At 63.7% G+C, this 21,099-nt stretch carries 20 protein-coding genes and 1 tRNA gene; 10 read left to right on the top strand and 11 right to left on the bottom strand.

Features of this window, described 5'->3' with window-relative positions; all coding sequences use genetic code 11:
* Window positions 1-238: 238 nt before the first annotated feature.
* Window positions 239-3,583, bottom strand: coding sequence for a response regulator (locus CK219_RS14140; protein ID WP_245340476.1), 3,345 nt, complete (start codon window positions 3,581-3,583; stop codon window positions 239-241).
* A 198-nt stretch (window positions 3,584-3,781) separates the two neighbouring features.
* On the opposite strand from CK219_RS14140, the gene CK219_RS14135 reads away from it, so the two are divergent.
* Both CK219_RS14135 and CK219_RS14130 read left to right on the top strand, forming a co-directional pair.
* On the top strand, window positions 3,782-4,129 hold the full coding sequence (locus CK219_RS14135) for a hypothetical protein (protein ID WP_245340475.1): 348 nt from the start codon (window positions 3,782-3,784) through the stop codon (window positions 4,127-4,129).
* A gap of 177 nt (window positions 4,130-4,306) precedes the next feature.
* Window positions 4,307-4,522: a hypothetical protein gene (locus CK219_RS14130; RefSeq protein ID WP_095767549.1), complete on the top strand. Its 216-nt coding sequence runs from the start codon at window positions 4,307-4,309 to the stop codon at window positions 4,520-4,522.
* A 153-nt stretch (window positions 4,523-4,675) separates the two neighbouring features.
* Here CK219_RS14130 and CK219_RS14125 read toward each other — a convergent pair whose 3' ends face one another.
* From CK219_RS14125 to CK219_RS14100, 6 genes are all read right to left on the bottom strand, one after another.
* Window positions 4,676-5,041 (bottom strand): hypothetical protein, encoded by a 366-nt coding sequence (locus tag CK219_RS14125; protein WP_095767548.1) that lies wholly within the window; start codon window positions 5,039-5,041, stop codon window positions 4,676-4,678.
* A gap of 282 nt (window positions 5,042-5,323) precedes the next feature.
* Window positions 5,324-6,178, bottom strand: coding sequence for a glutathione S-transferase family protein (locus CK219_RS14120; RefSeq protein ID WP_095767365.1), 855 nt, complete (start codon window positions 6,176-6,178; stop codon window positions 5,324-5,326).
* A 23-nt stretch (window positions 6,179-6,201) separates the two neighbouring features.
* Window positions 6,202-6,783: a VOC family protein gene (locus CK219_RS14115; protein WP_095767364.1), complete on the bottom strand. Its 582-nt coding sequence runs from the start codon at window positions 6,781-6,783 to the stop codon at window positions 6,202-6,204.
* A 144-nt stretch (window positions 6,784-6,927) separates the two neighbouring features.
* Window positions 6,928-7,002 (bottom strand) — tRNA-Glu (locus CK219_RS14110).
* Window positions 7,003-7,088: 86 nt separating this feature from the next.
* A complete protein-coding gene (locus CK219_RS14105) occupies window positions 7,089-7,502 on the bottom strand; it encodes a VOC family protein (RefSeq protein WP_095767363.1) in 414 nt (137 codons plus the stop codon).
* Window positions 7,499-7,882 carry a fimbrial protein gene (locus tag CK219_RS14100; RefSeq protein WP_095767362.1) on the bottom strand — a complete coding sequence of 128 codons (384 nt, stop codon included), beginning with the start codon at window positions 7,880-7,882 and terminating at the stop codon, window positions 7,499-7,501. The genes CK219_RS14105 and CK219_RS14100 overlap by 4 nt, the downstream gene beginning before the upstream one ends.
* A 26-nt stretch (window positions 7,883-7,908) precedes the next feature.
* On the opposite strand from CK219_RS14100, the gene CK219_RS14095 reads away from it, so the two are divergent.
* Window positions 7,909-8,979, top strand: a complete 1,071-nt coding sequence (locus CK219_RS14095; protein WP_095767361.1) for an RluA family pseudouridine synthase — start codon at window positions 7,909-7,911, stop codon at window positions 8,977-8,979.
* Window positions 8,980-9,195: 216 nt separating this feature from the next.
* Entirely contained in the window at window positions 9,196-10,107 is a 912-nt protein-coding gene (gene rpoH, locus CK219_RS14090) for an RNA polymerase sigma factor RpoH (RefSeq protein ID WP_095767360.1), read from the top strand.
* A gap of 270 nt (window positions 10,108-10,377) precedes the next feature.
* Here rpoH and CK219_RS14085 read toward each other — a convergent pair whose 3' ends face one another.
* From CK219_RS14085 to CK219_RS14075, 3 genes are all read right to left on the bottom strand, one after another.
* The gene (locus tag CK219_RS14085) at window positions 10,378-11,037 is read right to left on the bottom strand and encodes a peroxiredoxin (protein ID WP_095767359.1); all 660 of its coding nucleotides are present in this window, start codon (window positions 11,035-11,037) and stop codon (window positions 10,378-10,380) included.
* A gap of 185 nt (window positions 11,038-11,222) precedes the next feature.
* Window positions 11,223-11,588 carry a cell division protein ZapA gene (locus tag CK219_RS14080; protein WP_095767358.1) on the bottom strand — a complete coding sequence of 122 codons (366 nt, stop codon included), beginning with the start codon at window positions 11,586-11,588 and terminating at the stop codon, window positions 11,223-11,225.
* 4 nt (window positions 11,589-11,592) lie between these two features.
* A complete protein-coding gene (locus CK219_RS14075; RefSeq protein WP_023763725.1) occupies window positions 11,593-11,865 on the bottom strand; it encodes a DUF4164 domain-containing protein in 273 nt (90 codons plus the stop codon).
* A 260-nt stretch (window positions 11,866-12,125) separates the two neighbouring features.
* On the opposite strand from CK219_RS14075, the gene tkt reads away from it, so the two are divergent.
* The 6 genes from tkt to CK219_RS14045 all read left to right on the top strand — a co-directional run bounded on the left by tkt (window position 12,126) and on the right by CK219_RS14045 (window position 20,826).
* Window positions 12,126-14,117: a transketolase gene (gene tkt, locus CK219_RS14070; RefSeq protein ID WP_095767357.1), complete on the top strand. Its 1,992-nt coding sequence runs from the start codon at window positions 12,126-12,128 to the stop codon at window positions 14,115-14,117.
* A gap of 144 nt (window positions 14,118-14,261) precedes the next feature.
* Entirely contained in the window at window positions 14,262-15,272 is a 1,011-nt protein-coding gene (gap, locus tag CK219_RS14065) for a type I glyceraldehyde-3-phosphate dehydrogenase (RefSeq protein WP_095767356.1), read from the top strand.
* A 269-nt stretch (window positions 15,273-15,541) separates the two neighbouring features.
* Window positions 15,542-17,431: a potassium/proton antiporter gene (locus tag CK219_RS14060; RefSeq protein ID WP_224637013.1), complete on the top strand. Its 1,890-nt coding sequence runs from the start codon at window positions 15,542-15,544 to the stop codon at window positions 17,429-17,431.
* 160 nt (window positions 17,432-17,591) lie between these two features.
* Window positions 17,592-18,788 (top strand): phosphoglycerate kinase, encoded by a 1,197-nt coding sequence (locus tag CK219_RS14055; RefSeq protein ID WP_095767355.1) that lies wholly within the window; start codon window positions 17,592-17,594, stop codon window positions 18,786-18,788.
* A 117-nt stretch (window positions 18,789-18,905) separates the two neighbouring features.
* Complete coding sequence (locus CK219_RS14050; protein ID WP_095767354.1) at window positions 18,906-19,931, top strand: class I fructose-bisphosphate aldolase; 1,026 nt, start codon at window positions 18,906-18,908, stop codon at window positions 19,929-19,931.
* A 154-nt stretch (window positions 19,932-20,085) separates the two neighbouring features.
* Window positions 20,086-20,826, top strand: coding sequence for a thioredoxin family protein (locus CK219_RS14045; RefSeq protein ID WP_095767547.1), 741 nt, complete (start codon window positions 20,086-20,088; stop codon window positions 20,824-20,826).
* A gap of 41 nt (window positions 20,827-20,867) precedes the next feature.
* Here the strand turns inward: CK219_RS14045 and CK219_RS14040 are convergent, their stop codons facing one another.
* Complete coding sequence (locus CK219_RS14040; RefSeq protein ID WP_095767546.1) at window positions 20,868-21,029, bottom strand: hypothetical protein; 162 nt, start codon at window positions 21,027-21,029, stop codon at window positions 20,868-20,870.
* Between the last annotated feature and the right edge of the window lie 70 nt (window positions 21,030-21,099).

Raw genomic sequence — 21,099 nt, 5'->3', positions numbered from 1 at the left:
CCGGACGAGAGTGCGTTGCCTGTAAGCCAGAGCGGATCATGGCCTGGCCATCGCCGAAAACAGGGTCCGTTGGGGTAGAGTCGACGCTGTTTCTTGTCGGCGGTCGCTGCTCCCGCCCGTAACCGAAGAGCGGAATCAATGTCATGATTGTCCGAGCTTGGCGCTTGCTTTGGTATGGTGCGATCGCACCATACGCATGCGTCAGCCCCTTGCCGCCGTCCTGCCCGCCAAATTCGTTTTAACCGGCGTTGCGCCGGGTCTCGACGTCCGAACCCAGCCAGCGCTCGAGCTTTTCGAGCAGCGCCCGCGGACTGATCGGCTTCGGCAGGTAATCGTCCATGCCGGCTTCCAGGCAGCGTTCGCGGTCGCCCTTCAGTGCATGCGCGGTGACGCCGACGATCGGCACATGCGTGCCCATGTCCTCCTCGAGCCGGCGGATCGCGCCCGTCGCCTCCAGCCCGTTCATTTCCGGCATCGATACATCCATCAGGATCATGCGCGGATTGAGCCTGCCGAAGGAGTCGAGCGCCTTGCGGCCGTTGCCGACGATCTCGAAGCGGTAACCGGTCTCGCCAAGAATCTGGGTGAACACCATCTGGTTCACCTCATTGTCCTCGGCGACGAGGATGTCGAGCTCGCGCTCGGCATCGGCGGGGCGCGGACGCGCCCGCGCCGGGGGCGGTTGCAGCATGGCGCGCTCCGATGCCGCCGTCTGCGCCGGAGCGGCTCGCGGGGGGCTGGCGGTGCCAATGGCGGGTTGCGCCGCCGCGCTGCTGTGGCGGTGGCGCTGGATGGTCGAGACCAGCGTTTCCAGGAGAATGGAGGAGCGCGCCGGCTTGATCAGCTGCGCATCGATGCCGAGGTCGCGATAGGCCGTGCCGGCAAGCGACTGGTCGACCGAGGTCAGCATGATGATGGGCGTATGCGCCAGGCCCGCCGTATTGCGCACGATGCGCGCCATCTCGGCGCCGGTCATGCCCGGCATCTGATAATCAAGCACGACGCAGTCCACCGGCACGCCGTAGGCGGCGGCGGCAATCAGCACCTTCAACCCTTCGGCGCCGCTTTCGGCCGCGCAGGAATCGAACGTCCATGACGCCATCTGCTCGCTGAGGATCGAGCGGTTGACGGCATTGTCGTCGACGATGAGCACGCGCGCGCCGGTGACGTCGACCGGCATGATGCGCTGACCGCCCTGCTCGGCCTTGGGCAGCGTGATCGTGAACCAGAAGGTCGAACCCTTGCCTTCGGCGCTGTCGACACCGATCTCGCCGGCCATCATCTCGACCAGCCGCGAGGTGATGGCAAGGCCAAGCCCGGTGCCCTCATGCCGCCTGGTCGAGGAGGTGTCGACCTGGCTGAACTTTTCGAAAACCTGCTTCAGCTTGTCTTCCGGAATGCCGATGCCGGTATCGGTCACGGAAATGGTGAGCCTCGTTCCCGCCGGAACCCGCTCACCCGTCACGTCGACCAGGACATGACCCTTGTCGGTGAATTTCACCGCGTTGCCGAGCAGGTTGGTGACGATCTGCCTGACACGGCCGACATCGCCGACGAACTGGCCGTCGAGGCCCGGCTGGATGCGAACGATGAGCTCGAGGTCCTTCTCCTTGGCGCGCGTCGAGACCAGCGTCGCCACATCCTCGATCGCCTCGGCCAGATTGAAGGGCGCAGGGTCGAGCACCAGCTGGCCGGCATCGATCTTCGAGAAGTCGAGGATGTCGTTGATGATGGTGAGCAGCGCATTGCCGGATTTGACAATGATGTCGGTGAACGTCTTCTGTTTCGGATCGAGGTCCGACTTCGCCAGCAGCTCTGCCATACCAAGAACCCCGTTCATCGGCGTGCGGATCTCGTGGCTCATATTGGCGAGGAATTCCGACTTGGCCCGGTCGGCGAGCACGGCGCGCCGGCGTGCCTCGCTGAGCTCCGCCTCGCGCTGCTTGAGCTCGGTGATGTCCGTGGTGGAGCCGATGAGATAGAGCGAGCCGTCCGAGGCGATCATCGCGCCCTTGCGCGCGAATTGATGCCTGACGCTGCCGTCCGGCATCGTCACCGTCTCTTCGATCTCCTGCGTCTCGCCGGTGCGAAGCACAGCAAGGTCGCCGGCGACGAAGGCTTCGCCGTCCGCGCCGAAAATCTCGACGTCGGTCTTGCCGATCGCTTCCTCCCTGCTGAAGCCGGTGAGATCGCACCAGCCCTTGTTGACGTAGAATTGCCTGAGGTCCGAGCGCTTGGCGTAGATCGACACCGGCACATTGTCGATGAGGCTGCGGAACACCTCGTTCTCGCTCATGCTCTGCCGCAGCGCCTGCTCGCGCGCCTTGACGTCGGTGATGTCGGTGCTGGAGCCGACCAGATGCACCGACCCGTCGATCGCCACCAGCCGACTCTTGCGCGTCATCAGCTGGCGCACCGTGCCGTCGCGGTGGGTGACGGCTTCCTCGATCTCGCGTCCCGCGCCGGTCGCCACAACTTCGTTGTCGTCATTGCTGAAACCGTCCGCCTCTTCGGTCGCGAAAAGCTCGCGATCAGTCTTGCCGAGCACCTCGTCCTTGGGCAGTCCGGTCAGCGCGCACCAGGCCTTGTTGACGAATTCTATGGTGAGATCGTCGGCCTTGATGAAGGCTGCCACGGGCAATTCGTCCATCACATGCCGGTAAAGGTCGATCTGGCGCATGGAATCGCGCAACGCCTTCTCGCGCGCCTTGATGTCGGTGATATCGACACGCACGCCGATGAATGTGCCGTCGTCGGTACGCATGTCATAGACCTGGTACCAGCGCCCGTCGGCGTTGAGGCGTTCGTAGGCCGAGCTCGGCAAACGGTACCGCTTGAGCATGGCGTCAAGCCAACGCTCGGTGTCGACGCCATACAGGCTGTCGATTCCGGGGTCGCCGCTCGAGCGGAAGTAGCCGACGGAGTGGCCAAGCGCCAACGCCTCGCGAAACGTGCGGCCAGACTGCCAGGCCGGCTTCAGCGCCGGCAGCGTATCCTGCAGCTTGCGGTTGGCGAAGACGAAGCGGTCGTCGCGATCGTAGATGATGACCCCCGCCGGCAGCGACTCCAGCACGGTGACGAGGTTCTTGCGCGCGTCCTCCGCATCGATCTCGCGCTGTTTCATGTCGGTGATGTCGACATAGGAGATCAGCCGCTTGCCGCCTGGAAGAGGCGCCAGCGAGGCGATCAGCGTGCGGCCGTCCTTGCGCGGCAACTGCCTGGACCCTGCGCTTCCAGCCCGGATTTCGGCCTCCCGTTCGGCCACATGGCTTTGCCAGGCCTGTTCCTCGGCGCCGAACGGATCGGCATCACGACTGGCTTCCATGAGGTCGCGAAAGCGACTGCCGGCCGGGGCGCGCCGCGGATCGATCTGCCAGAAGTCGTAAAATGCCCGGTTGACCACCTCCGCCCGCAATTCGGCATCGAGGACGATGACGCCGATCGGCATCGAATCGACCATCAGCCTGAGATTGGCAAGCGCCTCCAAGGTCCCGGCCATATCGTGGACGTCGCCGAGAAAGGCCTCGTTGCCGCGTCTGTCCGCCTTGTTGTCCGCCTCGACAGTCCCGTCCGTATCCGCCATTCCTACCCCCAAGGCCGAACTGTGCCGGTCCGTCGGGGGAATGTGCCCGACAAGCATTAACGATCCGCTAACCATAATGATTGCAACCGCCTGCCACCCGGTGCCGTTGAGCCAGCTTCCGGCCCTGGGCCGGCTGCGGTAATCCGCCCGTTGGCGATCATGGCAACAACGCATTATAAGGCGCCTGAGGTGTTGCTAATGTTTGGTCGAATCGCGGCTTTCATCCTGTGCCCGGCGCTGCTTGCGGCGGGCGGCTGCGCGCGCAGCGACGACGGCACGGTGATCGTCCCGAGCCGGATGGACGTCAGGCGTGTCTGGGACAAGGCGCCGCCGGGAACGACCGCGTCGCGGCAGATCGCGTCGGACGTGTTTCCGTTGCCGCCGCCGGGCGCGCCGCAAGGCCCGTCGGTCCGGCACTATTCCAGGTCTCCGGCAAGGCCTTCCTCTAACCAGAATCTGGCTGATCAGTCCTCGGATGAGCAGACCGCTCTTACCTGCAGGAATGTCGGCGAAACCGGCAAGCGCTACCGCGTCGTCTGCGAGTAGCTTTGCCTCGATCCGCCGGTCGATGCCGGCTGGATGCACTGCCCGTGAAGAAAGACAGCCCGACAGATTCAGCCCGGCCGCGACCGCGGCGCGATCACGGATCGCTGATGAAACCTTTGCCCGGTGACGGACGTTGTTGGCGTTGATGTGACGCGCGCTGCGCAGAGGAAGACCGAGATGTCCTTTCACTTCACCGTCTCTGGCCTGACCAGGAACTTGATCCATTCGCTTGGGCTGGAGCACGCGCCGAGAGCCCTTACCCCCGAACAAAGCCTTCTGCTGGATTGCTACCTGGCCGGACAGATTCCGGACTCCGCCTGGAACGATTATGTCTTCGAGATGCCGGAACTGGAAAAGCACGCCCAGATCAGGCGCGCACGCGGTTTGACCTGAAAGCAATTCCGGGAAAAGTGCGATACGGGCTAAAGCATGTCTGCCGAAAGTGGGAACCGATTTCGGGATAAAGACATGCCCAAAAACCTAAAGCGCATGGAGCGAATCTAGAAAGATCGCGACGCGCCTTAGGCTCGGTGCCTTCGCCGTGGCCTACTTCTTCGGCGAGTTGAACTGCAGCGTGAAGACGTTTCCGGCGATGCCTTGCGCCAGCGAGGGCGAAAGGCTGAGCGGCAGGCAATCGTTCAGGGCCTTGGTCGCAGCGTCGATATACGCCTTACGCGCCTTGTCGTCGCCGCTGACATGGATAGCGGTTGTTTTCGGCGGCCCGATCAGCGTGCCGTCGCGTTTGAAGCTGAAGCTGAGCGTCACCGAGGAATTGTCGGAATTGGCCGGCGGCGTCCAGCAGGCGAGCAAGGCGGCGCCAATCTCGTTCATACCGTTGAGCGGCGCGGCTTCGGCCGCGGCGCTCGCCAGGAGCGCGACCGCGACCGCGGAAAGTTTCACCATTCTTTTCATCCCGGTCCTCATCGCTTTTTGCCCGGCTCGCACCTATCAACCCAAGGTAATGGTAGGATCAATCACGCCGATGACAATAGGATTTCAACCGGTCTGGCACCGGATAAGTCGTATGTCGTGATTGCCGGTGGGAGGCGATACAACCGCCGGAAAAGCAAAAGGCCGGCGCTGGGCCGACCTTTCCCTTCGCCTCCGCTTCGCGCCAGTACATCCGTGGTCGCGGCGAGGACTGTGATCAGTAGACAGGCGTTGGGTAAACGAAACCTTAACCTGAGCCGGCTGTTACGCCCTGGCCTGCGATTTCACATGCGCGATGTAGCCGCGCACGTCGCCTGCCGGCTCCGCATAGGCCTTGCCGAGCTTCTTCTCCATGGCCGCCATATATTCCTTCGCCCAGCTGGGCAGCGCGTAGTCGATGACCGCCAGGAATTCCAGCGTCGCCGCCAGCCTTATATCCGCGATCGACGGGTTGTTGCCGCCGATGAACGGTTTGCCGTTGCGAAAGAAGGAGTGAAACACCTCGAGCGGCTCGGCGATCGCAGCCATCGCCGCCTTCTGCGCTTCCGATTTCTTGTCGGGATGGGCGTCGCTGTGGCCGACCTCGCCGGCATATTGCGGAAAGCCGAGCGCCGGATACGTCGCGCGCGCGACATAGGGATAAAGCGTGCCGACAAGGTAGAACATGGCGCTATCGATCATCGCCCGCTTTGCTGGCGCCTTCGGATAGAACTTGTCCAGCCCGTGCTTGTTGGCGAGATACTGCATGATGGCGCAGCTTTCCCACAGCACGCCGCGCGGCAGGCCCTTGTCCTCGATCATCGGCGTCAGATGCGCCGGATTGCGCGCCAGGAATTCGGGCGAACGCGTGAGGCCCCAGGCATCGGTCTCCGCCGGATCGAGCCCGGCCGCGCGCGCGAACACCCGCACCGTCATGTTGTTGACGCTCGGCCTCAGCATGCTGAGTTTTATGCCAGGCTTCTTAGCTGGCTTCGCCATTTTCGATGTCGCCTTCGCGGCCGCTTTGGCAGTCGCCTTCGCCGATGTCTTGGCGCCCGATTTCGCGGCGGCTTTTACTGCGGCTTTCGGCGCTGCCTTGGCAGCGGGTTTCTTCGCGCTCTTTGTTGCGGCTTTTGCCATTTCATGTCCCTCCCTTTGCTTGCTCAGTACGGATTCTTCGACGCCCTGTTTTCCGACAGAGTTGCGCGTGACCGCTCGACCAGCGCCTGGATGGCGTCGGCAAGGTGCAATTCGGCGATGTTGTAGTCGCCCCGCGCCACGCGGATCTTGTGCGCCTCCATCAGCACGTCGGCATGGGTGAAGCCGACCGGTGGGTCGAAGCGGTAGGACGCGAGCTCGATCAACAGCCCGAGCGGATCTTCGAAATAGATCGAATCCATGAAGCCGCGATCCTTGACGCCGCTGTGCTTAATGGCGCGCTCGTCGAGCCGCGCGACAGCCTGCAGGAAGGTGACCCGCGACACCGAGAACGCGATGTGATGGACGCAGCCGATATCGGTCGGTGTCCGCCGCTTGACCGGGACTCGGGTCTCGTCGGTGAAGACGGTGATCAGCCGCCCGTCGCCGGGATCGAAATAGAGATGGCTTTCGCTCGCCTTGTCGAGATTGGGCTGCTCGAAGATGAAAGGCATGCCGAGCACGCCCTCCCAGAAGTCGATCGAGGTCTGGCGCCCGGCGCCGACCAGCGTGATGTGATGAACGCCTTGCGACTGCAGCTTCCGCATTGGACTCCTCCCGCCCGCGCTTGCGGCAGGCTTTGTGCAAGAGAATGCTAAAGCAACTGCAAGCGCTGCGCCAGAACGGACGAACAGGCGAACGCCAGATTGGACCCAGCAGGGATTGGTCTTTCGGTCTACAGGAGAGTTGCTTGGTACGCCCAAGGGGAATCGAACCCCTGTTCCCGCCGTGAGAGGGCGGTGTCCTGACCGCTAGACGATGGGCGCGCTCAAGAACCGGCTACATAGGCTGGCCGCTGGGAAAAAGCAACTGGGGTTTCCGGCACTTTGCGTGCTTTGCCCAAAGCTGCTGGTCAGCGCTGCCGTTTCGGCTCGATCAGGTCCCAGAGATTGCCGTAGAGATCGGCGAAAACGGCCACCGTGCCATAGGCTTCGTGGCGCGGCGCTTCGCGGAACTCGACGCCCTTGGCGAGCATCGCCTGGTGATCGCGGGAAAAATCGTCGGTTTCGAGAAACAGGAAGACGCGGCCGCCGGTCTGGTTGCCGATGCGGCTTGCCTGCTCTTCGCCGGATGCTTCCGCCAGGAGCAGCCTCGCCCCCTTGCCCTTCGCCGGCGCGACGGTGACCCAGCGCTTGCCGCCGCCGAGATCGACATCCTGGCTCAGCACGAAACCGAGCCGCTCGACATACCAGGCGATCGCCTCGTCGTAATTGCCGACGACGAGCGCGACGGTCGCAATGCTGCGCTGCTCGGCAAAGCCGCTCATTTGTTGCGAACCGCGAATTGGCCGATGATGCGGCGCTCGGAGATGTCGTAGACGAAGATCGAACGGCCGCCATCGGCAAGCTCGGCGTCGATCGACAGGCGGTTGCCGGAGAGCGACTGGCTGATCACCTTGGCGCCGACGGGCAACACGATGTCGCCCGAGAGCGGCGCACCGGCCGGAGCCTGAACATCGCCGGCGGGCGCCGATCCGGCCACCGGCGCGTTGCGGGCTTTGTAGACAAGCGCCCCGATCACCACCATAAGGGCGAGGAACAGAAGGCCGAGATTGACGATCATGAAGCGGACGAGCTTGCGGCGCACATTCTCGGCCGCGGGGTCGAGCGGCTTTTCCTCATCTTCTTCGGCGATCGGCCGGGCCATGGCTAAACAATCCGCAACGGGTTTCGATGAGCGCTCATAACGAAGAGAGTTCGACATTGATAGGGGAGGAACCGACGGACGATGAGTTGGCCGCAGGCGAAGCCACCGTCCTGGAAGCCGGCGCCGATGCCGCCGGCCAGCGCCTCGACCAGTGGCTTGCCGCCAAGCTCGGTCCGGAGCTCTCGCGCAGCCGCGTGCAGGCGCTGATCAAGCAAGGCGCAGTCTCCATCGCCGGCAGGAAGGTGGTGGAAGCCAAGCGCAAGCTGACGGTCGGTGAGACGATCGAGATCCTCGTGCCCGCTCCGGAGCCGGCGGAGCCACAGGGCGAGGACATTCCCCTCGACATTCTTTACGAGGACGACGAGCTGATCGTCATCAACAAGCCGGCGGGACTGGTCGTCCACCCCGGCGCCGGCAACTGGACCGGCACGCTGGTCAACGCGCTGATCCATCACTGCGGCGACAGCCTGTCCGGCATTGGCGGCGTCAGGCGTCCTGGCATCGTCCATCGCCTCGACAAGGAAACCAGCGGCGTCATGGTCGTGGCCAAGACCGACCGCGCCCACAAGGCGCTGTCGGAAGCCTTTGCCGATCATGGCCGCACCGGCGACCTCGAGCGCGCCTATCTGGCGCTGGTCTGGGGCATCCCGCAACGGCCGACCGGCACCATCGAGGCTGCCTTGGGTCGCGCCGCCGACCGCGTCCGCCGCGCGGTGGTGTCTGAAAGTCGCGACGACGCCCGCCATGCCGTCACCCATTTCAGCATTGTCGAACGTTTCGGCGAAGGACAGCAGGCTTTCGCCACGGCAAGCCTGGTCGAATGCCGGCTGGAGACCGGCCGGACCCACCAGATCCGCGTCCACATGGCCCATATCGGGCACCCCGTGATCGGCGATCCGGATTACGGGCAGGCTTTCCGCACCAAGGCCAACCGGCTGCCCGGACCCTTGAAGGCCAAGGTCAAAGCCTTTCCCCGGCAGGCCCTGCACGCGTGGCTCCTTGAATTCCGGCATCCGACCACCCATCTAACGATGAGGTTCGAAGCGCCGATACCGGGAGACATGGAGGAACTCGTCGGCGACTTTCGAAAACTCTGAACCGACCCGCCACGAACAAGCTGCAAACCAGCCATCAAAAAAACCTGACCGGCGTTGTTCACTTTAGCGTGACAGACTGTTTAGCGTTGAACAAATGCCTGTCTTTTCTGGTTTTGTTCCTATATACACAGGTTGTCGCGGATGAGCCTTTGGCATCCGTGACGAACGCCCGCCGCGTTTCGGGGGCATCCACTCCAAAGAGAGAGGGGCGCTATCATGGCCCAATCATTACCCAGTATCGTTTCCGGTGAAGGCGGTCTCGCCCGTTACCTGGAAGAAATCCGCCGCTTTCCGATGCTTCAGCCGCAGGAAGAGTACATGCTCGCAAAGCGTTATGCCGAGCATCAGGACACCACGGCTGCGCACAAGCTCGTCACCAGCCATTTGCGGCTCGTCGCCAAGATCGCCATGGGCTATCGCGGCTACGGCCTGCCGATCGGCGAGGTGATCTCGGAAGGCAATGTCGGCCTCATGCAGGCCGTGAAGAAATTCGAACCGGAGCGTGGTTTCCGGCTCGCCACCTATGCCATGTGGTGGATCAAGGCCTCGATCCAGGAATACATCCTGCGCTCGTGGAGCCTGGTCAAGATGGGCACCACCGCCAATCAGAAGCGTCTGTTCTTCAACCTGCGCAAGGTGAAGGGCAAGATCCAGGCGCTCGACGATGGCGACTTGAAGCCCGAGCAGATCGCCGAGATCGCCACTCGCCTCAACGTTTCCGAGGCCGAAGTGGTGTCGATGAACCGCCGCCTTTCGGGCGACGCTTCGCTCAACGCCCCGATCCGGGCGAGCGAAGGCGAGTCCGGCGAATGGCAGGACTGGCTGGTCGACGATCACGAGAGCCAGGAAGAAATGCTCATCGAGCAGGACGAGTTGGAAAACCGGCGCACCATGCTGTCGGGCGCCCTGTCGGTGCTCAACGACCGCGAGCGGCGCATCTTCGAGGCGCGTCGCCTGGCCGAAGAGCCGCTGACGCTGGAAGAACTCTCGGCCGAGTTCGACATCAGCCGCGAGCGCGTGCGCCAGATCGAGGTGCGTGCCTTCGAGAAGGTGCAGGACGCGGTCAAGGCCGCCGCCAAGCGCCAGACCCAGGCGCTGCGGACCATCGAGGCGCAGCCGGCGGCGTAAAGCTACCCGCGCACTGAGCAACAACAAAACGGCGACGCCAGATTCTGGCGCCGCCGTTTTTTTAGCGAAAGCGGTCGCGCGCCCCTTTTTCCCCGTCACTATACGGGGAGAAATGACCGGTAGGACAATGAGGGGCAGCGCCGACGCTGCGAGGTTATCGTTCAGGGCAACAATCGCTTCAAAGGGCCGGCGCGCTGATCCTCGACCGCGGCGCCGCCCCTCATCCGCCCTTCGGGCACCTTCTCCCCGTGAACGGGGAGAAGGAAAGGCTCAGGCCGTCGGCTGCTTGGTCTTCCTGAGGTACGGCAGCACCGTCTCATACGCGCCGAAACGCTTGATCGCGTCCTCGTTGGAGACGGCGGCGGTGATGATGACGTCGTCGCCCTGCTTCCAGTTGGCCGGCGTCGCCACCTGGTGCTTGGCCGTCAGCTGGATGGAATCGATGACGCGCAGGATCTCGTCGAAGTTGCGGCCCGTGGTCATCGGATAGGTCAGCGCCAGCTTGATCTTCTTGTCCGGGCCGATGACATAGACCGAGCGCACGGTGGCGTTGTCGGCCGGCGTGCGGCCCTCGGAGGTCTCGCCGGCGCCTGCGGGCAACATTTCATAAAGCTTGGCGACCTTGAGATCCTTATCACCGATCAAAGGATAGTTCACCGTCTGGCCGGTGGCGGTCTTGATGTCGGCCTGCCACTTCTCGTGGCTCGATACCGGATCGACCGAGATGCCGATGATCTTGACGTTGCGCTTTTTGAACTCGCCTTCGAGGCCGGCCATGGTGCCGAGCTCGGTGGTGCAGACCGGCGTGAAATTCTTCGGATGGCTGAACAGCACCGCCCAGCCGTCGCCGATCCAGTCGTGGAACTCGATGGTGCCCTGCGTGGTTTCGGCCGTGAAATCCGGCGCGACATCGTTGATACGAAGACTCATGACCTATCCCTACCCTTTTTTATGAAACGATGGCCGGCGCGGCCGGCAAGCATTCTAAGCTACCACCATCGCGGCATCGGTCAAACGCCAGGAGCCATAACCTAGCTCGCTGCAGCCAAATATTTTTTTGGCGAGCACGGCGACGTTCGGCAGGATTTCTCCGCTTTTGCGAGAGGGTGGGCCGCTCAGGCTTTCCTTATCGCGAGCGTCGCCGTGAGGTCTTCCATGCGCTGCGCGAGCGCGCCGAGCGCGGTCGTGAGCACGCTGTCGCTCTTGTCGGCCTTGGTCAGCGCCTCGTCGCGCGTCTTGCGCAAGGTCAGCACTTCGCTCTCCATGCCTTTGACACGCTTGGTGAGCTCCGAGAGCTCGTCCATCACCATGATGCCGGCCATGACGGTGAGCCGCTGGTCGCCGATCTCGCCGAAGGAATCCTTCAGGTGCGAGACATAGCGGTCGAAGCGCTCGGCAAGGTCGATCAGATGCTCTTCCTGGCCTTCGTCGCAGGCCATGCGATACTGTTTGCCGTCGATGGAAACCGTGACCTGTGCCATTGCCTTACCTGTCCAGGACCGCGCGGATGGTTTCCATGGCGGTCACCAGCCGCCGCGACACTTCCTTGTTGGCGTCCTCCAGCCGTTCGGCGCGCGCTTCGGAATTGTCGAGCTCCTGCGCCAGGCGCGAGCGGTCGGCGTTCATGCGCTGCACCTCGGCCTCGGCTTCCGAATAATCGCGCTCATGCTCGAGCTTCGCCGCCACGGCGTTTTCCAGCCCTTCCATGGCCTTGCCCAGCCTGGCGATAACTTCCTTGAGGGTCGTTTCCCCGGTCATGGCTTCGTCCTATGCCCTGCCCATCACCGAATCGCACGCGTTCAGAATGCGTTACCTCCGAAAGATTAGGCGCCGGGTGAAGGGCGCGTCAACAAAGCTCTCGCGACTGTCCCCCGCTATCGCTAATGTAGGCGCCGGGTGCCATCACAAGCCCGGCAAAATCCATCCCGATTTGTTGACTAAAAGACCGTGCCTGCTATGTGTCGCGGCATCCTTTTCCAAGGGTTCTCCCCAGGCTCCAACTCACTTCCGGAGGAAGCATGACCTCGCGTGAACAACATGATCGGATGGCCAACGCGATCCGTTTCCTTTCCATGGACGCCGTCGAGAAGGCGAACTCCGGTCACCCAGGCCTGCCCATGGGCTGCGCCGACATCGCCACGGTGCTGTTCAGCCGTTTCCTGAAATTCGACGCCAAGGCACCGCACTGGGCCGACCGCGACCGCTTCATTCTGTCGGCCGGCCACGGCTCGATGCTGCTCTACTCGCTCCTGTACCTCACCGGCTATGAGGACATGACGATCGACCAGATCAAGAATTTCCGCCAGCTCGGCTCCAAGACCGCCGGCCATCCCGAATACGGCCATGCCGCCGGCATCGAGACCACCACCGGCCCGCTCGGCCAAGGTCTTGCCAATTCGGTCGGCTTCGCGCTCGGCGAGCGCATCATGAACGCCGCCTTCGGCAACGACCTCGTCAACCATTATACCTATGTGCTGGCTGGGGACGGCTGCCTGATGGAAGGTGTATCCCAGGAAGCCATCGCGCTGGCCGGGCATCTGAAGCTCAACAAGCTGATCGTCTTCTGGGACAACAACAACATCTCGATCGACGGTCCGGTGTCGCTGGCCGACAACACCGACCAGGTCGCCCGCTTCCAGGCCAGCGGTTGGAACGCCAGCCACATCGACGGCACCGATCCGGAAGCGATCGCGTATGCCATCGAGGCGGCGCGCCATTCCGACAAGCCGACGATGATCGCCTGCAAGACCACCATCGGCTTCGGCGCCCCGACCAAGGCCGGCACCAACAAGGCGCATGGCTCGCCGCTGGGCGCCGAGGAAATCGCCGGGGCGCGCAAATTCTTCAACTGGGACTCGCCGCCCTTCGAGATTCCGGCCGACATCCTCGATGCCTGGCGGACCGTCGGCACGGGTGGCGCCAAGGCCCGCGCCGACTGGGAAGGCCGCCTGGCGAAGGCCGAGCCGAAGCTCAAGGCCGAGTTCGAGCGCCGCCTCGCCGGCAAGCTGCCCTCCAACTTCGACGCCGTCATCGCCGACTACAAGAAGCAGCTGTCGGCCGACAAGCCGAAGGTCGCCACCCGCAAGTCGTCGGAGATGGCGCTGGAAGTCATCAACGGCGCGGTGCCGGAAACCATCGGCGGCTCGGCCGACCTCACCGGCTCCAACAACACCAAGACCAGCCAGACCAAGAACATCACCCCCGATGATTACGGCCAGCGCTATGTCCATTACGGCATTCGCGAACACGGCATGGCGGCGGCGATCAACGGCCTGACCCTGCATGGCGGCCTGATCGCCTATGGCGGCACCTTCCTGTGCTTCTCCGACTACGCCCGCCCGTCGATGCGCCTTGCCTCGCTGATGGGCATCCGCTCGATCTTCGTCATGACGCATGATTCGATCGGCCTCGGCGAGGACGGCCCGACGCATCAGCCGGTCGAGCATCTGGCGGCGCTGCGCGCCATCCCCAACCACAATGTCTTCCGCCCGGCCGACGCGGTCGAAACCGCCGAATGCTGGCAGATTGCGCTGGAATCCGAAAAGACGCCCTCGACGCTGGCGCTGACCCGCCAGAACCTGCCGACCGTGCGCACGGAGCATTCGGCGACGAACCTCTCCAGCCAGGGCGCCTATGAGCTGGCCGCCGCCGGCGGCGAGGCCGTGGTGACGATCTTCGCCACCGGCTCCGAGGTCGAGATCGCGCTTGGCGCGCGCGACCTGCTGGAAAAGCACGGCCATCCGACCCGCGTCGTCTCTGTGCCCTGCTTCGAGCTGTTCGACCAGCAGAGCGAGGATTACCGCAAGAAGACTATCGGCAACGCCAAGGTGAAGGTCGCGATCGAAGCCGGCATCCGCCAGGGCTGGGATCACCTGATCGGCACCGACGGCATTTTTGTCGGCATGCACGGTTTTGGTGCCTCCGGCTCGATCGAGCAGCTCTATCCGCATTTCGGCATCACCGCCGAAGCTGCGGCCAAGGCGGTCGAAGCCCGGCTGCACGGCAACTAAGAATTGGCTCAGCCCGGCAACGTCGGTTGACGCTTTGCCGGGCTGGACCAACCTAATCGATTTAAATGCGACCTTCTGCGGCTGGATTCTTGCGCCTTCCGCCGTTATGACACTGCGGACCCATCCGCCCCAAGGGAGAGAACAATGACCGTCAGAGTTGCCATCAACGGATTTGGCCGCATCGGCCGCAACATCCTGCGCGCCATCCATGAATCCGGCCGCAAGGACATCGACGTGGTCGCCGTCAACGACCTCGGCCCGGTCGAGACCAATGCGCACCTGTTGCGCTATGACAGCGTGCATGGCCGCTTCCCGCATGAAGTGACCGTGGACGGCGACCAGATCTCGGTCGGCAAGGAGAAGTTCAAGGTCACCGCGATCAAGGATCCGACCCAGCTGCCCTGGAAGGAGCTCGGTGTCGATATCGCGCTCGAATGTACCGGCATCTTCACCGCCCGCGACAAGGCCGCCGCGCATCTCACCGCCGGCGCCAAGCGCGTGCTCGTCTCGGCCCCGGCCGAAGGCGCCGACCTCACCGTCGTCTACGGCATCAACCACGACAAGCTGACCAAGGACCACATCGTCATCTCGAACGCGTCCTGCACCACCAACTGCCTGGCGCCGCTGGCGGCCGTGCTGCACGAGACCGTCGGTATCGAGAAGGGCATGATGACGACGATCCACTCCTACACCGGCGACCAGCCGACGCTGGACACCATGCACAAGGATCTCTACCGCGCCCGCGCCGCGGCGCTGTCGCAGATCCCGACCTCGACGGGCGCCGCCAAGGCGATCGGCCTTGTCCTGCCCGAGCTCAAGGGCAAGCTCGACGGCATTTCGATCCGCGTGCCGACCCCGAACGTCTCGGTTGTCGACTTCAAGTTCATCGCCAAGCGCTCGACTTCCGCTCAGGAGATCAACGAAGCGGTCATCGCCGCGTCCAATGGCAAGCTGAAGGGCGTTCTGTCGGTCACCCATCACCCGAACGTGTCGATCGACTTCAACCACGACCCGCATTCCTCGATCGTGGCACTCGACCAGACCAAGGTGATGGACGGCAACTTCGTCTCGGTGCTGTCCTGGTACGACAATGAATGGGGCTTCTCGAACCGCATGGGCGACACCGCCGTCGCCTTCGGCAAGACCATCGGCTGATCGCTCGTCAATTTACAGTTCAAAACGCCCGGCTTCGGCCGGGCGTTTTCGTTTAAGCCTCGGCGGATCAGCGCACCTGGTGACAGCCGGAACACCAATCGCGTCGTCATTCCAGAATCCGCGGCTGAGCTTCGCTCCTGCTTCGCCCTGGAATGACGAAGTTTGGAAGCATTGAACCCAAAAAACATCCTGTTGCCTTGCACTGGTCATGTCTTCGCCCCACTCTCCCGTAAAGCCACAAACAGAGGGATTTGGAGGGGCAACAGCGGATGGAGCATGCGATCTATCTCGTGACGCTGGTCGGCACGGCGCTCATTGTCGCCGCCGCGTTTTCGAGCCTGATCGCCTTCCGCTTCGGCGCTCCTTTGCTGCTGCTCTTCCTCTGCATCGGGCTTGCCACCGGCGTCGACGGCCTCGGCATCGAATTCGACAATGCGCGGCTGGCTTATTTTGCCGGCTCACTGGCTTTGGCCGTGATCCTGTTCGATTCCGGTTTCGGCACGCCGCTCAACGCGCTCAGGCAAGCAGCCGGGCCGGCGCTGTCGCTGGCCACGATCGGCGTTATCCTGACCACAGCCATCTTCAGCGCCGCCGCTTCCTATGTTCTCAAGCTCAGCTGGCTGGAATCCTCCCTGCTTGGCGCTGCCGTCGCCTCCACCGACGCGGCCGCCGTCTTCTTCCTGCTGCGCGCCGGCGAGATCCATCTGCGCGAGCGCGTGCGCGCGACGCTCGAGGTGGAATCCGGCACCAACGACCCGATCGCCATCTTCCTCACCATCACCCTGGTCGAGATCATCGCCGCGCATGCCAACCCGGAAGCCAACGTGCTGGCCACCAACCTTTTGCTCGGCTTCCTCGCCAATATGGGGCTCGGCGCCGTCATCGGCGTGCTCGGCGGTTTTGCCATCGTGCGTCTGGTCGAGCGGTTGAATCTCGATCACGGCCTGCTGCCCATCTTCGTGCTGACGCTATCGCTGATGGTGTTCGCGGCAGCCGGCGCCGTCGGCGGCTCGGGTTTCCTCGCCGTCTATCTTGCCGGGCTGATCGCCGGCAATTCCGACATACGCGCCGTCACCATCCTGAAGCGTTTCCAGGACGGCATGTCGTGGCTGGCGCAGATCATCATGTTCCTGATCCTCGGCCTGTTCGCCACACCCTCGCAATTCCCCGAAATCCTTGTGCCGGCGATCCTGCTCGGCCTGTTCCTGATCTTCGTCGCCCGCCCGGTCGCCGTCTGGCTTTGCCTGACCCCGTTCCGGCTGCCGCGGCCAGAGGTCGCCTTCGTCTCCTGGGTCGGCCTGCGCGGCGCGGTCTCGATCCTGCTCGCCATAACGCCGCTGCTCGGCGGGCTCGAGCACGGCCGGCTGATCTTCAACGCCGCCTTCATCATCGTTCTGGTGTCGCTGGTGGTGCAGGGCTGGACGGTCGGTCCGCTGGCGCGCCGCCTCGGGCTGATCGTGCCGGCCCGTCTTGGGCCGCTGGACAAGGTGGAGCTCGAATTGCCGGGCTCGGCACATCATGAGCTGCTCGCCTATCGCGTAGCACCCGGCAGCCCGGTGGCGCGGGGCGAGCGCATCCCGCGCTGGGCGAGGCCCTCGCTGGTGCTGCGCGACGGCCGCTCGATGCGCTTCCAGGACATGGGCCGGCTGGCGGCCGGCGATCAGGTCTACATCTTCGTGCCGGACCGCTACCCGCGCCTGCTCGACAAGCTTTTTGCCAGCCGCGCCGTGGTCGATCCTGAGGATGCCGACTTCTTCGGCGCCTTTGCCGTCGATCCGGCCCGCTCGGCCGCGGAGCTGGAAGCGGCCTATGCCCCCGGCCTGTCCGAGGCCGAGCAGAAGCTCACCGTTGCAGCGCTCGTTACCGAGCGGCTCGGCGGCCGTGCCGAATATGCCGACCGTGTGATGATCGGACCGATCGAGCTGATCGTGCGCGATGTGGATGAGAAAGGCAGAATCACCGGCCTCGGCCTGTCCTTCGAGCCGACCGCGCCGGTCGCGCGCGTGCCGGTATTCATGAGCGCCGGCGAGATCGGCGACCGCATCGCGGCGCTGATCCGCAGCTGGCGCAGGCCGGCGGCGAAGCAGGCAGCCGACGACGTGCCGGTCGACACCGTGGCGCCCGCAGCGGACGGGCAGAAGGCAACCGGCGAAGGCTGATATCTCACGGCGACATCATTTTTGCGCGCGCGCCATTGACGCGGCCCTTGCATCGTCCTTCGCGCCGAGTAAGGTCGCCGCGTTTTCGCTAGAGCAATTTCACGAAAAGTGTGGGCGGTTTTCCGTCCGGATTGCGTCAAGGCACCAGGAAGGAACGACCATGGCCGGCTTCAAGACACTCGATGATATCGGCGCCGTCAGCGGCAAGCGCGTCCTGGTGCGCGTCGACCTCAACGTTCCCGTCGCCGACGGCAAGGTGACCGACGCCACTCGCATCGAGCGCATCGGCCCGACCATCGCCGAGCTCTCGAAAAAGGGCGCCAAGGTCATCCTGCTTGCGCATTTCGGCCGCCCCAAGGACGGCCCGTCGGACGAATTCTCGCTGGAGCCGATCGCCAGGGCCACGGCTGACGTTCTCGGCCGCCCGGTCGGTTTCGCCGCCGACTGCATCGGCGCCAAGGCCGCCGAAGCCGTCGCGGCGATGAAGGACGGCGACGTCCTGCTGCTCGAGAACACTCGCTTCCACAAGGCGGAGGAGAAGAACGAACCGGCCTTCACCGAACAGCTCGCCGCCAATGGCGACATCTATGTCAACGACGCCTTTTCGGCCGCGCACCGCGCGCATGCTTCGACCGAGGGTCTGGCGCATCATTTGCCGGCCTATGCCGGCCGCACCATGCAGGCCGAGCTCGACGCGCTGGAAAAGGGCCTCGGCGATCCGGTACGCCCGGTGGTGGCCATCGTTGGCGGCGCCAAGGTCTCGACCAAGATCGACCTTTTGATGAACCTGGTGAAGAAGGTCGACGCGCTGGTGATCGGCGGCGGCATGGCCAACACCTTTCTTGCCGCGCGCGGCACCGATGTCGGCAAATCGCTCTGCGAGCATGACCTCGCCGGCACCGCCAAGCAGATCATGATCGAGGCGGCGGAAGCCGGCAGCGCCATCATCCTGCCCACCGACGGCGTTGTGGCCAAGGAATTCAAGGCGGGCGCCGCCAGCGAGACCGTCGCCATCTCGGACGTGCCGGCCGACGGCATGATCCTCGATGTCGGTGCAAAGACCGTGCAGAGCGTCAACGACTGGATCGATCGCGCCGCGACGCTGGTCTGGAACGGTCCGCTTGGCGCCTTCGAGATCGAGCCTTTCGACCGCGCTACGGTGGCCGCGGCAAAGCATGCCGCCGCACGCACCAAGGAAGGCAAGCTGGTCTCGGTAGCCGGCGGCGGCGACACGGTGGCCGCGCTCAACCATGCTGGCGTCGCCGACGACTTCACCTATGTCTCGACCGCCGGCGGCGCGTTCCTCGAATGGATGGAAGGCAAGCCGCTGCCCGGCGTCGAGGTGCTGAAGCGGTAAACAGTCCGAGACCAGGCAAAGCCCGCGCGGCTTTCAATCGATTCTAGCTTTCCGGCGTCATTCCTTTGGCGGTAGTGTTCTGCTAGCGCGGAATAAACGCAGCGTAGGAGAGCACCCATGAGCGAACGTCTCGAAGATATCGCCGCCGCGATGGTGAGCGGCGGCAAGGGCCTGTTGGCCGCCGATGAGAGCTCCGGCACCATCAAGAAGCGTTTTGACGTCATCGGCGTCGAATCCACGGCCGATAACCGGCGCGACTATCGCGAGATGATGTTCCGGTCCAAGGAGGCGATGTCAAAATACATCTCCGGCGTCATTCTCTACGATGAGACCATTCGCCAGAAGGCCGCCGACGGCACACCGCTGGTCGACATCATCAAGGCGTCCGGCGCCATTCCCGGCATCAAAGTCGATCTCGGCGCCAAGCCTCTCGCCGGCTTTCCCGGCGACACCATCACCGAGGGCCTGGACGGGCTGCGCGAGCGGCTTGCCGACTATTACAAGCTCGGCGCCCGCTTCGCCAAATGGCGCGCGGTGATCGACATCGACACCAGCAAGGGCGTGCCCTCGGCCAATTCGATCGCCTCGAACACCCACGCGCTGGCCCGCTATGCCGCGCTCTGCCAGGAAGCCGGCATCGTGCCGATCGTCGAGCCGGAAGTGCTGATGGACGGGGCGCATTCGATCGACACCTGCTACGACGTCTCCAAGGCGACGCTGATCAAGCTCTACGACGAGCTTTACGCGGCCCGCGTCGTGCTGGAAGGCTCGATCCTGAAGCCGAACATGGTCATCTCCGGCAAGAAGTCGGGCAAGAGCGACAGCCCGGAGGAAATCGCCGAGAAGACGATAAAGCTGTTCCGCGAGGTGGTGCCGTCGGCAGTGCCGGGCATTGCCTTCCTCTCCGGCGGCCAGGAGGACGAGGAGGCGACCGCCAACCTCAATGCCATCAACGCCATCGGCCCACATCCTTGGAAACTGACCTTCTCCTATGGCCGCGCGCTGCAGGCCGCGCCGCAGAAGGCATGGAGTGGCAAGGCCTCGAATGTTGCCGCCGGCCAGGCTGCCTTCACTCACCGGGCCCATATGAACCATCTGGCGGCGCTCGGAAAATGGCAGCCGGCGCTGGAAAAGGCCGCCTGACGCCATCTCTGAGCAGTGCATAAAACCCGGGCCGGCAGCCCGGGTTTTTGCTTTTTGCGAGCCGCGTTCCCACTTGTCAGGCGCCGACCGCTATCGACCATGTCGGATCGCGCCGATGTCGAACGTCCTTGGCAGGAGAGGACAGGAGATGGTCATGCATCGCAATGCCGTGGTTTCGCGCGAAGACTGGTTCGAAGCGCATCGCAAGCATCTCGAGCGCGAGAAGGAGCTGACAAAATTCCGCGAGCTTATCGCCGCGGAGCGGCGGCAACTGCCCTGGTTCAAACTGCGCAAGGATTATGTTTTCGAGAGCGAAGCGGGGCCGAAGCATCTTGCCGAACTGTTCGCCGGCAAGAGCCAGCTCATCGTCTATCATTTCATGATGGCCCCGGGTTCCGACCACCGCTGCGAGGGCTGCTCGTTCCTCGCCGACCATATCGATGGCGCCGACCAGCATCTGAAGCATCATGACGTCTCGCTGGTCGTCGTCTCGCGTGCGCCGCTGGCCGAAATCCTGCCTTACAAGCAGCGCATGGGCTGGAAGTTCGACTGGGTGTCGTCCTATGCGTCCGATTTCAACTTCGACCTGCAGGTCTCCTTCACCGACAGGCAGATCGCGGCGGGCGAAACCACCTACAATTTCGAGAAGCGCCCGTTGCGCTCGAAAGACCTGCCCGGCACCAGCATCTTCTATCGCAACGAGTGCGGCGACATCTTTCTCACCTTCATGTCGCGCGCCCGCGGCGGCGACGCGCTCATCGGCACCTATCATTATCTCGACATGACGCCGAAGGGCCGCGGCGAGACGGGTCCCTATCACAACCTGATGGACTGGGTGCGCCTGCATGACGAATATCGGGACAAAGACAAGGATCGGTCGGACTGCTGCGCGTGAACGGCAGGACGCGCCACTCGCGGGCGGTCCCCCGAACAGGCCTATACCCAGTGTCCAAGCACCGCCGCCAGCGAGATCGCGGCCATCGCAAGCAGCGCCAGCTTCCAAAAATCGCTGCGCCGCTTCAGCCCCGGCCAGCCCAGCGGCTTGATGACCTGGATCAGCATGATGCCGCAGATGACAAGGGCGAGCAGTTTCGTCATGCCGCCTTTGACCAGCATCGATGGCGACTGTCAAAGCTGTTCTCGAGCGCACCCTCGGGCGGAGCATTCC

The organism is Mesorhizobium sp. WSM4313 (assembly GCF_002294725.1).
In the GTDB taxonomy this organism is placed as follows: domain Bacteria; phylum Pseudomonadota; class Alphaproteobacteria; order Rhizobiales; family Rhizobiaceae; genus Mesorhizobium.
The sequence above is the reverse complement of the archived record's forward strand: the minus strand, read 5'-3'. Positions and strand labels throughout refer to the sequence as shown.